Origin of the sequence: Sphingomonas quercus (genome assembly GCF_018863195.1) — a bacterium.
GTDB classification, from domain to species: Bacteria; Pseudomonadota; Alphaproteobacteria; order Sphingomonadales; family Sphingomonadaceae; genus Solisphingomonas; species Solisphingomonas quercus.
Genome location: NZ_JAHKRT010000004.1, coordinates 287,592 through 300,921 on the forward strand (window position 1 = coordinate 287,592; position 13,330 = coordinate 300,921).

At 68.1% G+C, this 13,330-nt stretch carries 16 protein-coding genes; 8 read left to right on the top strand and 8 right to left on the bottom strand.

Annotated elements, in window-relative coordinates:
• Positions 1–146 precede the first annotated feature (146 nt).
• From pyrE to KOF26_RS09790, 5 genes are read left to right on the top strand one after another with little or no spacing between them, the layout of a single operon-like run.
• The gene (gene pyrE, locus KOF26_RS09770) at positions 147–731 is read left to right on the top strand and encodes an orotate phosphoribosyltransferase (protein ID WP_216324098.1); all 585 of its coding nucleotides are present in this window, start codon (positions 147–149) and stop codon (positions 729–731) included.
• Positions 728–1,456 carry a pyridoxine 5'-phosphate synthase gene (locus KOF26_RS09775; RefSeq protein ID WP_216323834.1) on the top strand — a complete coding sequence of 243 codons (729 nt, stop codon included), beginning with the start codon at positions 728–730 and terminating at the stop codon, positions 1,454–1,456. Before pyrE ends, KOF26_RS09775 begins: the two co-directional genes overlap by 4 nt.
• Positions 1,453–1,869: a holo-ACP synthase gene (gene acpS / locus KOF26_RS09780; protein WP_216323837.1), complete on the top strand. Its 417-nt coding sequence runs from the start codon at positions 1,453–1,455 to the stop codon at positions 1,867–1,869. Before KOF26_RS09775 ends, acpS begins: the two co-directional genes overlap by 4 nt.
• A 17-nt stretch (positions 1,870–1,886) precedes the next feature.
• A complete protein-coding gene (gene lepB, locus KOF26_RS09785) occupies positions 1,887–2,762 on the top strand; it encodes a signal peptidase I (protein WP_363182196.1) in 876 nt (291 codons plus the stop codon).
• The gene (locus KOF26_RS09790) at positions 2,759–3,820 is read left to right on the top strand and encodes an AI-2E family transporter (RefSeq protein WP_216323843.1); all 1,062 of its coding nucleotides are present in this window, start codon (positions 2,759–2,761) and stop codon (positions 3,818–3,820) included. Before lepB ends, KOF26_RS09790 begins: the two co-directional genes overlap by 4 nt.
• Positions 3,821–3,836: 16 nt before the next feature.
• Here the strand turns inward: KOF26_RS09790 and KOF26_RS09795 are convergent, their stop codons facing one another.
• A complete protein-coding gene (locus tag KOF26_RS09795) occupies positions 3,837–4,427 on the bottom strand; it encodes an FKBP-type peptidyl-prolyl cis-trans isomerase (RefSeq protein WP_216323846.1) in 591 nt (196 codons plus the stop codon).
• A gap of 160 nt (positions 4,428–4,587) precedes the next feature.
• Here KOF26_RS09795 and mgtE point away from each other — a divergent pair, with 160 nt between their 5' ends.
• Both mgtE and KOF26_RS09805 read left to right on the top strand, forming a co-directional pair.
• Positions 4,588–6,024 carry a magnesium transporter gene (gene mgtE / locus KOF26_RS09800; RefSeq protein ID WP_216323849.1) on the top strand — a complete coding sequence of 479 codons (1,437 nt, stop codon included), beginning with the start codon at positions 4,588–4,590 and terminating at the stop codon, positions 6,022–6,024.
• Entirely contained in the window at positions 6,021–6,437 is a 417-nt protein-coding gene (locus KOF26_RS09805; RefSeq protein WP_363182197.1) for a DUF1489 family protein, read from the top strand. The genes mgtE and KOF26_RS09805 overlap by 4 nt, the downstream gene beginning before the upstream one ends.
• Positions 6,438–6,469: 32 nt before the next feature.
• Here KOF26_RS09805 and KOF26_RS09810 read toward each other — a convergent pair whose 3' ends face one another.
• Together KOF26_RS09810 and KOF26_RS09815 are read right to left on the bottom strand one after the other, a co-directional pair.
• Positions 6,470–7,255: a 3-hydroxybutyrate dehydrogenase gene (locus tag KOF26_RS09810; RefSeq protein WP_216323853.1), complete on the bottom strand. Its 786-nt coding sequence runs from the start codon at positions 7,253–7,255 to the stop codon at positions 6,470–6,472.
• Between the two features lie 9 nt (positions 7,256–7,264).
• On the bottom strand, positions 7,265–8,404 hold the full coding sequence (locus KOF26_RS09815) for a patatin-like phospholipase family protein (protein ID WP_216323855.1): 1,140 nt from the start codon (positions 8,402–8,404) through the stop codon (positions 7,265–7,267).
• A 101-nt stretch (positions 8,405–8,505) separates the two neighbouring features.
• Here KOF26_RS09815 and ypfJ point away from each other — a divergent pair, with 101 nt between their 5' ends.
• Positions 8,506–9,411, top strand: coding sequence for a KPN_02809 family neutral zinc metallopeptidase (ypfJ, locus tag KOF26_RS09820; RefSeq protein WP_216323858.1), 906 nt, complete (start codon positions 8,506–8,508; stop codon positions 9,409–9,411).
• Positions 9,412–9,632: 221 nt separating this feature from the next.
• On the opposite strand, the gene KOF26_RS09825 is transcribed toward ypfJ, so the two are convergent.
• From KOF26_RS09825 to KOF26_RS09845, 5 genes are all read right to left on the bottom strand, one after another.
• Positions 9,633–10,412 (bottom strand): glutaminyl-peptide cyclotransferase, encoded by a 780-nt coding sequence (locus KOF26_RS09825; protein WP_216323860.1) that lies wholly within the window; start codon positions 10,410–10,412, stop codon positions 9,633–9,635.
• Positions 10,413–10,513: 101 nt separating this feature from the next.
• The gene (locus KOF26_RS09830; RefSeq protein WP_216323863.1) at positions 10,514–10,942 is read right to left on the bottom strand and encodes an ExbD/TolR family protein; all 429 of its coding nucleotides are present in this window, start codon (positions 10,940–10,942) and stop codon (positions 10,514–10,516) included.
• A 49-nt stretch (positions 10,943–10,991) separates the two neighbouring features.
• On the bottom strand, positions 10,992–11,474 hold the full coding sequence (locus KOF26_RS09835; RefSeq protein WP_216323866.1) for an ExbD/TolR family protein: 483 nt from the start codon (positions 11,472–11,474) through the stop codon (positions 10,992–10,994).
• Positions 11,475–11,558: 84 nt separating this feature from the next.
• On the bottom strand, positions 11,559–12,317 hold the full coding sequence (locus KOF26_RS09840) for a MotA/TolQ/ExbB proton channel family protein (RefSeq protein ID WP_216323869.1): 759 nt from the start codon (positions 12,315–12,317) through the stop codon (positions 11,559–11,561).
• 83 nt (positions 12,318–12,400) lie between these two features.
• Positions 12,401–13,060 carry an energy transducer TonB gene (locus KOF26_RS09845; RefSeq protein WP_216323873.1) on the bottom strand — a complete coding sequence of 220 codons (660 nt, stop codon included), beginning with the start codon at positions 13,058–13,060 and terminating at the stop codon, positions 12,401–12,403.
• Between the last annotated feature and the right edge of the window lie 270 nt (positions 13,061–13,330).

Sequence of the window (13,330 nt, forward strand, 5' to 3'; positions counted from 1 at the left end):
GGTGCGCCGTGTTTGAGCTTGGTCAACCCTATAGGCAGATGATTCCCGCGTCTCAAGCGGGCCAATGCCTATAAAATCGCGCGGTTGTGAGGTCGCGGCCGCGCGCCTATCAGGTGGCCGCCGGGCTGGCAATCGGGGTTGCTGAAATGACCAATGAGGAAGTGCTGGACGAATTCCGCGCCGCGGGCGCGTTGCTGGAGGGGCATTTCATCCTGTCCTCGGGCCTGCGCAGCGCCGCCTATCTGCAGTGCGCGCGCGTGCTGATGGATACCAGGCGGGCCGAGCGGCTGGCGACGGCGCTTGTCGCCAGACTGCCCGAGGCGGTGCGCGCGCGGGTGACGGCGGTGGTCGCGCCGGCGATGGGCGGGGTGATCATCGGCCATGAGGTGGCCCGCGCGCTCGGCGCGCGCTCCCTGTTCGTCGAGCGGCCGTCCGGCACGTTCGAGCTGAGGCGCGGCTTCGCGCTGGCGCCGGGCGAAGCCGTGCTGATGGTCGAGGATGTCGTTACCACCGGCCTGTCCTCGCGCGAGGCGATCGCTGCGATCGGCGCCGCTGGCGGCGAGGTGATCGCCGCGGCCTGCCTGGTCGATCGCTCCGACGGCAAGGCCGATGTCGGCGTGCCGCTGACCTCGCTCACCCGACTCGCCGTGCCGACCTACCCGCCCGACGCGCTGCCGCCGGAGCTGGCGGCGATTCCCGCCGTGAAGCCGGGCAGCCGGGCCGCGGCATGAGCGCCGGCCTGCGCCTCGGCGTGAACATCGATCATGTCGCCACCGTGCGCAACGCGCGCGGCGGCGCCTATCCCGATCCGGTGCGTGCCGCGCTGCTCGCCGCGGCGAATGGCGCGGACGGCATCACCGCCCATCTCCGCGAGGATCGCCGCCACATCACCGACGGCGACATCGACCGGTTGACGACCGAGCTGACCGTGCCGCTGAACCTGGAGATGGCGGCGACCGACGAAATGCTGGCGATCGCGCTCAGCCACCGGCCGCACGCCGCCTGCATCGTGCCCGAGAAGCGCGAGGAGCGCACCACCGAGGGCGGGCTCGACGCCGCCGGCCAATATGAGCATCTCGCCCCGCTCGTCGCGGCGTTGAGCGGAGCCGGCATCCGCGTGTCGCTGTTCATAGAGCCAGATCCGCGCCAGATCGAGGCGGCGATGCGCCTCGGCGCACCGGTGGTCGAGCTGCACACCGGCCGCTATGCCGAACTGGACGGCGCGGGCCGCGCCGCCGAGCTGCGCCGACTGTCCGACGCCGCCGCGCTCGCCGCCAGGAACGGCATCGAGGTCCATGCCGGCCACGGCCTCACCTATGAGAATGTCGCGCCGATCGCGGCGATCCCGCAGGTGCGCGAACTCAATATCGGCCATTTCCTGATCGGCGAGGCGGTGTTCGTCGGGCTGGCTGAGAGCGTCCGGCAGATGCGCGCGCTGATGGACGCGGCGCGTTGATCATCGGCCTCGGCTCCGACCTCTGCTCGATCGAGCGTATCCAGCAGTCGCTGGATCGCTTCGGCGAGCGATTCCTCGCGCGCGTGTTCACCGATGTCGAGCGCGCCCGTGCGGAGCGCCGTCCGTTCACCCGCGCCGGCACCTATGCCAAGCGATTCGCCGCCAAGGAGGCCTGTTCCAAGGCGCTCGGAACCGGCTTCAAGGCGGGCGTGTTCATGCGCGACATCGGAGTCGTGAACCTGCCCTCCGGCGCGCCGACGCTGGCGCTGACCGGGGGGGCACGGCAAAGGCTTGACGCGCTGATCCCGGAGGGCCACGCCGCCCACATTCATCTCACCATGACTGACGATCACCCCTGGGCGCAGGCCTTCGTCGTGATCGAGGCCCGCCCCATCCAAGGACAGAGATTTTGAACGACCCGCAGCCTCCCGTGGCGACATCGCAGACGACGCAAAGCCCGGCCGCGCGCAAGGGCACAGACTGGTGGGCCGAGATCAAGGGCATATTGTGGCTGGTGGTGGCCGTGCTCGCCTTCCACAGCCTGATCGCCAAGCCTTTCTACATCCCGTCCGAATCGATGATGCCGACGCTGCTCAAGGGCGACCGGCTGGTTGTCACCAAATTCCCGTTCGGCTGGTCCTGGGTGTCGCCGAGCTTCCATGTGCTGCCGCCGATCAAGGGCCGCATCTTCGGCCATATGCCCGAGCGCGGCGACATCGTTATCGTGACCCCGCCCGGCCAGTCTTCCGACTATATCAAGCGCGTCATCGGTCTCCCGGGCGACACGGTGGAGATGCGCGGCGGCCAGCTCTATCTGAACGGCAAGCCGGTGAAGCGGGTGCTCGCCCAGCCGGCGATGATCCCGGTCGACGCCAACATACCTTGCGATGAAGGCCCGCAGGCCGGCCATCAGGTCACCGGCAAGGACGGCAAGCTCTATTGCCAGCTGACCGTGTTCCGCGAGACGCTGCCCAACGGCCGCAGCTACGACACCATCGATTTCGGCTACATGCCGCAGGGCGACGATTACGGCCCGATCACGGTGCCGGCCGACCATGTCTTCCTGATGGGCGACAATCGCGATCAGTCGGCGGACAGCCGCTTCCCGCTCGTCGCGCTCGGCCTGGGCGGGCCGGTGCCGTTCGAGAATGTCGGCGGGCGCGCCGAGTTCATCACCTTCTCGCTCGACGGCACCTCGCAAATCTGGAACCCGGTCAGCTGGATCACGGCGCTGCGCTCCGGCCGGGCCGGCACCAGCCTCCACCCGTCCCGCGATCCCACCGTGGCGGCGCAGCCGGCACGATGAGCGTGAAGCGGCCAGGCGAGAAGGTCGGGCCGACCGAGGTTCAGGATCCTCTGGTCCGGGACGAGATCAAGCGCGCGGCGGTGTGGCTGGGGCTCGCCACCACGATCGTGCTGATATGGTTTCTCGCCCAGCCGATCCTGCTGATCGTCGGCGGGCTGGTGTTCGCGACGATGCTCGACGGCGGCACCCGGCTGCTCGGCCGCGCGCTGCCGGTCGCGCGCGGCTGGCGGCTGGCGATCGTCGCCATCGGCGCGCTCGCGTTCATCGCCGGCGCCTTCTGGATGACCGGCCTCGAGCTGGTCAACCAGTTCGAGGCGCTGAAGACGGTGGTTCAGGGCCAGCTGGAGCAGATGGGCCGCTGGGCGGGCTCGCTCGGGCTGGTGCCGGCGGGCGGCGGCGCCGAGGCGATCTCCCGCCAGCTGATGGGCTCGTTGGGCCAGCTCACCAACGCCGTCGGCACCGCCCTGGGCGCGATCTCAAGCCTGGCGATGATCGTCGTGCTTGGCCTGTTCATCGCCGTGGAGCCGCGGCTCTACGAGCGCGGGCTCGCCTGGATGGTGCCGCTGGCCAACCGCCAGCGTTTCTATCGCACCATCGACGAAATGGCCTTCACGCTGCGCCGGCTGATGGCCGGGCGCCTGCTCGGCATGGCGTTCGAGGGCGTGTTCATGTGGGTCGCGCTCAGCTTCATCGGCGTGCCGATGGCGCTGGCGCTCGGCTTCCTCACCGGCATCCTTGCCTTCCTGCCCAATATCGGGGCGATCGTGTCGGGCGTGCTGGTGGTGCTGGTCGGCTTTTCAGCCGGCACCGATACCGGGCTGTGGGCGATCGGCGCCTATCTCGCGGTGCAGATTTTCGACGGTTATATCGTCGTGCCGACGGTGGCGCGGCGCTCGGTCGATCTCGCCCCGGCGCTGGTGCTGGGCGCGCAGCTGCTGTTCGGCGCGCTGTTCGGCATATTGGGGCTGGCGCTCGCCGACCCGATCGTGGCGATGATCAAGGTCGCGCTGGAGCGCCGCTCGGCCGCGCTGGCTGCAGACGGGGCGGGAGAGGCCTGACCGGCCTCTCCGCGGATCACATCCCGCCTGGCGCGCCGCCGCCGGGCATGCCGCCCATCGCGCCGGCCGGCACCACGCCGAGCAGCGTCACGTCGAAGACCAGCACGGAATTGCCGGGGATCGCCACCTGGCCGGTGCGCGGATCGGGAATGTCGCGCTCGCCATAGCCGAGCTCCGGCTTGATCCACACGCGATACTTGCCGCCCGGCTGCATCACCTGCAGCGCCTCGGAGAAGCCGGGGATCATCTGCCCGACCGGCATCGGCGCCGGGCCGCCGCCATGCTCGGCGGTGCTGTCGAAGGTCTTGCCGGTGGCGGCGAGACGCCCCTCATATTCGACCAGCGCGGTATCCATCGCCGTCGGCCTGGCGCCCTTGCCCGGCTCCAGCACCTTGTACTGGAGGCCCGACGGCGTGGTGATCACGCCCGGCTTGCCGGCGTTCGCGGTGAGGATCTCGGCCGGCGTCATCGCCGCCATCACCGCGCCGCGCGTGCCGGCCCAGGCCAGCCCGGTCCCGATCAGCACCAGCGCCGCGACGCCCACCCACAGCCTGGTGATCGAGCCCGCGCGGATTGGACGGAGGGGAACGGCGGTAACGTCGGACATGGGGCTCTCGCTCTCTGCTTCGCGCCGGTCCCTAGCGCGGATGCGCCGGCAAAGCCAAGCGCCGGCTTTACGCTTCCCCTCGCGCGAGGCTTCTGACAAAGGGCGCCCCTGCCGGGCCGAAGCGTTTTCCCCCGGCGAATCAACCGGCAGGGAGAGGGCGATGGGCGAGACCGATCCGGACAGCCATCCCCTTGGCGACGCCGCCACCGCCGCGTTCGACGCGCCCGCGCCCGAGGCCAGCCACGACGAGGATGATCGGCTTACCCCGGGCTTCGTCGACGCCGTCATCGAGCGCGTCGAGGCCGGCGATGTCGAGGGCGCGCGCGCGCTGGTCGACCCGCTGCATCCCGCCGACATCGCCGATCTGTTCGAGCTGGCGCCGAGCACGGCGCGCCGCGCGCTCGCCGAGGCGATGGCCGACCGACTCGACGGCGAGGTGCTCGCCGAGATGAACGACTGGGTGCGCGACGAGCTGATCGGCGAACTCAACGCCAATCAGGTCGCCGAGCTCGCCGGCCAGCTCGACACCGATGACGCGGTGGCGATCATCGCCGACATGGAGGAGGACGATCAGCGCGCCGTGCTGCGCGCGCTCGATCCCGACGATCGCGCCGCCATCGAGGAAGCGCTCTCCTACCCCGAGGAATCCGCCGGCCGCCTGATGCAGCGCGAGCTGATCGCCGTGCCCGAGCATTGGACGGTCGGCCAGATCATTCAGTATCTGCGCGACAATCCCGATCTCGCCACGGATTTCTGGGAAATCTTCGTCGTCGATCACGCCCATCATCCGATCGGCACCTGCAAGCTGTCCTGGGTGCTGCGCACGCCGCGCGACATCGCCATCTCCGATGTCATGCAGCGCGAGCAGACGCTGATCCCGGTCGACATGGATCAGGAGGAAGTGGCGCTCCGCTTCCAGAAATACGCGCTGATCTCCGCCGCGGTGGTCGATCCGGCGGGGCGGCTGGTCGGCGTGATCACCGTCGACGACATCGTCCACATCATCCAGGAAGAGGCCAGCGAGGACATTCTGCGCATGTCCGGCGCCGGCGACGGCGATATCAACGAGCCGGTCGTCGACAGCTATAAGAGCCGGGTGCGGTGGCTGCTCGCCAACCTGCTTACCGCGCTCGTCGCCTCGTCCGTCATCGCCCTGTTCGAGGGCACTATCGCGCGGATGGTGGCGCTGGCGACGCTGATGCCGATCGTCGCCGGCGTCGGCGGCAATGCCGGCACCCAGACGATGGCGGTGGCGGTGCGCGCCATCGCCACCAACCAGCTCACCCAATCGAACACCCTGCGCACCATCGTCCGCGAAATCCGGGTCGCCTTGCTCAACGGCGCGACGGTGGCGGCGGTGATCGGCGTCGGCGTGACCATCGTGTTCCACAACCCGACGCTGGGCATGGTCATCGCCGCGGCGATGATGACCAACATCTTCATCGCCGGGCTCGCCGGCGTGCTGCTGCCGGTGACGCTCGACCGCTTCGGCGCGGACCCGGCCGTCGCCTCCTCGGTGTTCGTGACGATGACCACCGATTCAATGGGCTTTCTGGCCTTCCTCGGCCTCGCCACCCTGTCGGGGCTGACCGGGTGAGCGCGCTTCATCTGACAAAGGTCGCGGTCGGCGCCGATTCGATCGAGGCGCTGCGCAGCGCGCTCGGCGGCCGCGCCCGCGACGGCGAGACCTACATCACCACCCGCTACAAGCCGACCCGCGCCGAGACGCTGGTCGGCGGCTCGCTCTTCTGGATCATCAGGCACCGGCTGATCGCGCGCGCCGAGATCCTCGGTTTCGCCGAGGGCAAGAATGGGGAAGGCCGGCCCTGCTGCGTGATCCGGCTGGCCAACGACATCGTCGCGGTGCGCGCCCAGCCGCGGCGGGCGCATCAGGGATGGCGCTATCTCGAGGACAAGGATGCGCCGCCCGACCTCGCCGGCGGCGACGCGGACATCGCCGCCCTGCCGCCGGAACTGGCCAGCGAGTTGTCGGGAATGGGGCTGATCTGAGCGCGCTGCCGCCGCTCATCCACCGCTTATTTCTACTCTGCCGTCCAGCCCCCGTCGACCGAGAGGTTGGCGCCGGTGATCTGGCTCGCCTCGTCGCGGCAGAGGAACAGGGCCAGCGCCGCGACCTGCTCCGGCGTCACGAACTGCTTGGTCGGCTGGCTGTCGAGCAGCACGTCGTTGATCACCTGATCGCGGGTCAGGTTGCGCGCCGCCATGGTGTCGGGGATCTGCTTCTCGACCAGCGGCGTCCACACATAGCCGGGCGAGATGCAGTTGGCGGTGACGCCGAACGTCGCCAGCTCCAGCGCGATGGTCTTGGTGAAGCCGGCGATGCCGTGCTTGGCGGTGACATAGGCCGACTTGAACGGCGAGGCGACGAGCGAATGGGCGGAGGCCGTCTGGATGATACGGCCCCATTTTTTCCCCTTCATATGGGGCACCGCCAGCCGCGTCGTATGGAACGCGGCGTTGAGGTTGAGGGCGATGATCAGGTCCCATTTGTCGATCGGGAATTGCTCGACCGGCGCGACATGCTGGATGCCGGCATTGTTGATGAGGATGTCGACACCGCCGAGGGCGTCGGCGGCCTGCGCCATCATCGCCTCGATCTCCGCCACCTTGGTGAGATCATGGCCGCTGTAGATCGCCCGGCCTCCGCTGGTTGCCTCCAGGGCGGCGCGCTCGGTCTCGATGGCGACGGCGTCGCCGAAGCCGTTGATGACGAGGTTCGCGCCTTCGGCCGCCAGCGCCTTGGCATAGGCGAGGCCGATGCCGGAGGTGGAGCCGGTGACGAGTGCGGTCTTGCCTTTGAGGAACATGGGAACTCCCTAACGCGGGGTGAGATCGAAGGCGGCCGTGCGCCCGTCGAGGATGTTGCGGGCGAGCAGCGCCGAGCTGTCCATCGTCGCCGCCACCGCGGCGCGGCCGGCGGCCATATGCTCTTCCGCGGCACGGGCCGAGAATTCATAGTCGCGCTGGCCGCCCTCCCAGGCATTGGCGCGATAGATGAGCTGGACGAGGTTGACCGCGTTCTCGCGCGATTGTGCCTCCAGCGCCTGCACCTCGGGATCGTCGCGCAGCCCCTCGGGCAGCCTGGCGAGCACGCGACGCACCAGCTCGCGCTCCTGACGGCGCTTGAGATAGGTATCCGATACCTGCCGCGTGCGGCTGGAGAACTGGATTTCCTTGGCCCGCGCCATGACGTCGAGGATGGTCTTCGGCAGGCCGCTGGAGGCGGAGAAGAGGTCGACCTGGAAGATCAGCAGGTCGGTCGTCTGGGTGTCCAGCACATGGCTGAGCGGCGTGTTGGAGACGAGGCCGCCATCCCACCAATATTTGCCGTCGATCTCGACCGGCGGCAGGCCCGGCGGCAGCGCACCCGAGGCCATGACGTGGCGAGCGTCGATGCGATCGCTGGCGGTGTCGAAGAAGCGGAAATTGCCGCTCTCCAGCTCCACCGCGCCGACCGACAGGCGCACCGGGCCATTGTTCACGCGATCCCAGTCGACCAGCTCGTCGAGCGTCTTTGCGAGCGGCGTGGGGTCATAGAAGCTCATCGCCTCGCAGCTGCCCGGCACGGCGAAAAAGGGCGATACGGGGCGCGGCCCGAAAAATCCCGGTACGCCGAACAGCGAGACGAATCCCGCCGACCAGCCGTGCATCGCCTCGCGCACCTGATCGCCATGCCAGATCGGAAAGCTCGGCAGCCACGCGCCCAACCGGTCCCAGAAAGTGCGCAGCCGCTCGACGCGGCGCTCGGGCGGATTGCCCGCGATCAGCGCGGCGTTGACGGCGCCGATGGAGATGCCGGCGACATGATCGACCTCGATCCCCGCCTCTGCCAGCGCCTCGTAGACGCCGGCCTGATAGGCGCCGAGCGCGCCGCCACCCTGCAACACCAGCGCGACCTGATCGGGGAGCGGCATGCGGGCATGGCTGCGGTGCCGCCTGGGATCGACCTCGGACATGCAACGATTGTGCGCCGCAACGAGGGCGGCTTCAAGCGCGTGCTTTGCAACCGACCCGTTCGGGGTGCATTCTGTCGAAAGGTCCAATGGGAGCGGAAGCGATGCGTCTCGACGATTATCGGGAAAGCGAGAATGTCGGCGACCAGCGGGGCCAGAGCTTCGGCGGCGGCGGCGGGCTGGGCGGTGGGCTGGGGCCGATCGCGTTCATGATCGGCAGCCGATTCGGCATTGGCGGCATCATCGTCGTGGCCATCGGCATGATGCTGTTCGGCATGAACCCGCTGTCGCTGGTGGGTGGTGGCGGCACCGCGGTGTCGCCGCAGCAGCGTACGCAGGTGACCCAGGCCGGCGCGGCCAAGGCCTGCGCCGTCAACGACGCCAGCACCTTTTCCTGCCGCGTGCTCGCCTCGACGGAGGACACGTGGGGCAAGATCTTCCAGCAATCCGGCCAGCGTTACCAGCCGGCCGGGCTGATCTTCTACGGCGGCACGGGCAGTTCGGGCTGCGGCGTGGCGCAGTCGGCGATGGGGCCATTCTATTGCCCGTCGGATAACCGCATCTATCTCGACACCAGCTTTTTCGACGAGCTGGCCAGTCGCTTCCACGCCGCCGGCGATTTCGCCCAGGCCTATGTCGTGGCGCATGAGGTCGGCCATCATATCCAGTTCCTGACCGGTGTCGCCGACAAGGTGCAGCAGGCCCAGGCGCGCGCCTCGTCCACCGAAGGCAATGCCATCCAGGTGCGCATGGAGTTGCAGGCGGATTGCTATGCCGGCGTCTGGGCGGCGCATAACCGCGACCGCATCGAGCCCGGTGATGTTGAGGAAGGCATGCGCGCCGCCCAGGCGATCGGCGACGATACGCTGCAGAAGCAGGCGCAGGGCCGCGTCGTCCCGGAGAGCTTCACCCACGGCACGTCTGCCCAGCGCATGAGCTGGCTGAAGCGCGGCCTCGACAGCGGCGATCCGGCGCAGTGCGACACCTTCGCGGCAGGTGCGCTGAGCTGAGGCGTCGCGTACGCATTCCCCAGCGAGCGACGACATGGATGCTGGATCAAGTTCAGCATGACGTCGAGCGGGGGGAGCCACCCCGCCCGCACCGTCCACTACGTCACCCCGGACCTGATCCGGGGTCCATCTCACCAGGAGCACTGTCGCACGTGGCGAATGGATGCTGAATCAAGTTCAGCATGACGTCGGGCGGGGGTGAGCCACCCGCCCGGAGGTCGCTACTTCCCGGCCGGCTCCAGCCGCACCTCGTAGAGCTTCGGCCAGTTCTTGCCGGTCAGGAACAGGCGGCGCCCCTTCGCGTCCCAGGCGATGCCGTTGGCGACGTCGGTCACGCCCCACACCCGCTCGGCATCCGGCAGCAGGCCGCGAATATCCACCCAACCCTTGACGTCGCCGGTGGCGGGATCGATGCGCGCGATGATCTCGGTCTGCCAGATGTTCGCCCACACCTCGCCGTCAATATATTCGAGCTCATTGAGGTTGGCGATCGGCCGGCCCTCGGCGCGAACGGTGATGCGGCCGGTCTCCTTGAGCGTCTTCGGATCGAGGAAGCGAAGCTGCGGCGTGCCGTCGCTCATGATGATGCGCCGGGCGTCCTTGGTAAGGCCCCAGCCCTCGCCCGTGTAGCGGAAGCTGCCGAGCGGCTGGAGGCCGGGGAAGGACCAGGTGGTGCCGCGCCCGCTCTGCCATTCCAGCGCGACCAGCCGATTGCCCCACTCGATGATCCCCTCGCCGAACACGCTGGCGGGCAGATCGCGGCGGCGCAGCACCGCACCGTCGCTCAACCGCACTTCGCGGAGCGATGATTTGCCGTTGAGGCCGGTGCTCTCGAACAACCGGCCATCCTTCCAGAACAGACCTTCGGTGAAGGCATCGGTGGCGTGCGGATAGGCGCGCACCACCGACACGCGCTGCACCGGCAGGACCGCGGGCGATACCGCGCTGGTCGCCGCGGCGAGCAAGGCTGACAGGCGGGAAAGGAGGCGAAAGCTGCGCATCGGACGGTTCATGCGGGAGGACGGCGCCGGCAACCGGGCCAAAAAACAAAGGGCGGCCCGCACCGGACCGCCCCTCGGATCAGCAGATCGCGCGTCGGCGATCAGAAGGCGCCATAGGCCTCGTTGCCGACAAAGCCCATCTTCGTGATCTGGGCCTTCTTCGTCACCGAAAGCACCCGGTCCACCGTATCGTAGCGGGCCTGGGCATCCGGCTGCAGGTGCAGCTCGGGCTCCGGGTTCATGTTCTTGGTCAGATCCAGATACTGGCGCAGCGTCACCAGGTCGACCGGCGTGCCGTTCCAATAGATGATGCCGGCCGGGTCGATGGTGATCTTGTTCTTCACCGGATCGACGGGGGGCGGCGTCTGATCATTATTGTTCTGCGGCAGGTCGAGCTTCACCGCATGCGTCTGGATCGGAATGGTGATGATGAACATGATGAGGAGCACCAGCATGACGTCGATAAGCGGCGTCGTGTTGATGTCCATCATGGGCTCGCCTTCGGCGGCGCCACCAGCGCTCATTGCCATGATCGTCTACTCCTGCTGGGCGCGCCGCCAAGGGCGCGCCCCGATCTAATTACATGCGCTCGTTGCCACCGGGCGGCGGCTCGGAGATGAAGCCGACCCGGGCGAAACCGGCGCGCTGCAGGTTGAACAGCGCACCGCCGATGCAGCGGTAAGGCGTGTTGATGTCACCGCGCAGGTGCGCCTCGGGAAGCTCGAGGCCGGGGGCGTTCGGCCCGCCCTGCTTGTCGATCTCCAGCTTCAGCTTGGCGACTGCACGGTCGACCAGTTCCTGCGCGTTGACGCGGGTCAGGCCCCAATAGACGCCGCAAGAGCCATCCGATTCGGCCTTGATCGAGAGCGAGACGTTCTCGGGCTTGGTGGTGGTCGGCTCGTGGCGGACGTTCGGCAGCTTCACCGGCACGGTCTGCACCACGACGGGAACGGTAATCAGGAAGATGATGAGGAGCACCAGCATGACGTCCACGAGGGGCGTCGTGTTGATGTCGGACATCGGCGCATCGTCGCCGCCTTCGGCGCCCACGCTCATGGCCATATCGTCGCTATCCTATCCTTGTGGCGCGAAGGGTTGGGCGATGCCGGCACCCGGGAACAGCCCGGGTGCCGGCCATTGCCGTCTTCAGGCCTTGGTCGCCGGAGCCGGGGCCTTCACGGCCGGGGCAGCAGCGAGCTTCGGAGCGGAGGTCACCGGGCGGACCGCGCCGTTGGAGACCATGTAGGCGTGCAGGTCCGAACCGAAGGCCGACAGCTGCTCGAGCGCGGCCTTGTTGCGGCGCTGCAGCCAGTTGAAGCCGAGCACGGCCGGAACGGCCACGGCCAGACCGAGGGCGGTCATGATCAGCGCCTCACCGACCGGGCCGGCGACGGCGTCGATCGAAGCCTGACCGGCAGCGCCGATCTTGATGAGGGCGCGATAGATGCCGATCACGGTACCGAACAGACCGACGAACGGCGAGGTCGAACCGACGGTGGCGAGGAAGGCCAGGCCGTTGCCGAGCTTCGAACCGATGGCGGCTTCGGAGCGACGCAGCGAGGTGTGCATCCACTCGTGGCGATCGATCGGATCGTCGAGCTTGGTGTGCTGCTCCTGGGCGAGGATGCCGTCATCGACGAGCTGGCGGTAAGCGGAGTTCTTCTCCAGCTTGTTGGCGCCTTCGCGCAGGTTCGGCGCGGACCAGAAGCTGGCGCGGGCGCGCTTCGCCTGATTGAAGATCTTCTGCTGCTCGAGGAGCTTGGTGAACATGATGTACCACGACACGGCGGACATGATCACCAGAATAGCGAACACCGACTGCGCGATGATACCACCCTGCTCAAGGGCGGCCATCAGGCCATACGGGTTGGAATTGGCGCCGGCAGCGGCAGCGGGGGTAGCCATGATTCGTCGATCCTCTTGTATAGAGCTGTCTTCTGAACCGGCGGCCGAAAAGGGGCCGCCGGTGGCGTCAATGGGATTGAGGCTTACTCCGGGAGCCTCCAGGTGAACCGCAGCGTCTTGGTGCCGCCGGACATCGGGTTGCCGGCCTGGTCGAGCGCCGGCGAATAGCGGCCGCGACGGACGACAAGCTTGCAGGCGGTGTCATCGAGGAGAGGCGAGCCGCTGCTGGCGGTCACGCGGCAATTCTCGATGCGTCCCTGCGGATTGATGTCGAAAGTGAGCTGGCTGGTGCCCTGGATGCCGTCACGGATGGCGGACGGCGGATAGTCGTCGGTCGTCACCCAGGAGCCCGGGTTACCGCGCGCTTCGGCGGCCTTGGAAGGCTGCGGCGGGGGCGGCGGCGGGGGCGGAGCCGGCGGCGCCTCCTGGTGGATCACCACCGGCGGGGGCGGCGGAGCCAGCATCGGCGGCGGCGCGGCCGTCTGCACCTGCACGATCGGCGGCGGCGCCACGACGGGCGGCGGCTGGACCTGCTGAGGCTGAGGCGGCGGCGGCGGCGGGGCCTCCGGCGGGGGCGGCGGCTCGTCTTCCACGTCAAAAGTATTAAGGTCTTGGGCGACCTTCTTGACGACGTTGTAGGCGAGCCCAGATATGAACGCATAGCCGAGCGCGGCGTGCAGGAGCACGACGAGCGTGAGCGACACGATCTTACGTGTGCTTACCTGTTGATCTGCGTAGGCCATTAAAGATGGTCTCTCCCTAAGCCGGACGCGAAGCCCTGTGTACGCTTATACGCCGCACGCGAGCCCGCCCTGCCGACCGGAGTCGCCGACTGAGACATGCGTGGGGGTCGGCGACATAGTATCATCGACGAACGCGATGTCTATCGCCCGTTTCCGGCCGGCGCAAACTGTTTGTCGGTCGCTTGCAGGACAATGTCCCGGCATGCGACATGATCACGGTCAATATGCCGGGATGCGGCTTAAAATGCTGCATCTGCGTTATAATCCGGC

Excerpts from the sequence above, each read along its gene's own strand:
- mgtE (WP_216323849.1), top strand. The coding sequence starts at position 4,588 with ATGGGCGAGACCGATCCGGACAGCCATCCCCTTGGCGACGCCGCCACC.
- ypfJ (WP_216323858.1), top strand. The coding sequence starts at position 8,506 with ATGCGTCTCGACGATTATCGGGAAAGCGAGAATGTCGGCGACCAGCGG.
- KOF26_RS09835 (WP_216323866.1), bottom strand. The coding sequence starts at position 11,474 with ATGGCCATGAGCGTGGGCGCCGAAGGCGGCGACGATGCGCCGATGTCC.
- KOF26_RS09830 (WP_216323863.1), bottom strand. The coding sequence starts at position 10,942 with ATGGCAATGAGCGCTGGTGGCGCCGCCGAAGGCGAGCCCATGATGGAC.
- KOF26_RS09790 (WP_216323843.1), top strand. The coding sequence starts at position 2,759 with ATGAGCGTGAAGCGGCCAGGCGAGAAGGTCGGGCCGACCGAGGTTCAG.
- KOF26_RS09795 (WP_216323846.1), bottom strand. The coding sequence starts at position 4,427 with ATGTCCGACGTTACCGCCGTTCCCCTCCGTCCAATCCGCGCGGGCTCG.
- KOF26_RS09775 (WP_216323834.1), top strand. The coding sequence starts at position 728 with ATGAGCGCCGGCCTGCGCCTCGGCGTGAACATCGATCATGTCGCCACC.
- KOF26_RS09825 (WP_216323860.1), bottom strand. The coding sequence starts at position 10,412 with ATGCGCAGCTTTCGCCTCCTTTCCCGCCTGTCAGCCTTGCTCGCCGCG.
- pyrE (WP_216324098.1), top strand. The coding sequence starts at position 147 with ATGACCAATGAGGAAGTGCTGGACGAATTCCGCGCCGCGGGCGCGTTG.
- KOF26_RS09810 (WP_216323853.1), bottom strand. The coding sequence starts at position 7,255 with ATGTTCCTCAAAGGCAAGACCGCACTCGTCACCGGCTCCACCTCCGGC.
- KOF26_RS09845 (WP_216323873.1), bottom strand. The coding sequence starts at position 13,060 with ATGGCCTACGCAGATCAACAGGTAAGCACACGTAAGATCGTGTCGCTC.
- KOF26_RS09840 (WP_216323869.1), bottom strand. The coding sequence starts at position 12,317 with ATGGCTACCCCCGCTGCCGCTGCCGGCGCCAATTCCAACCCGTATGGC.
- KOF26_RS09815 (WP_216323855.1), bottom strand. The coding sequence starts at position 8,404 with ATGTCCGAGGTCGATCCCAGGCGGCACCGCAGCCATGCCCGCATGCCG.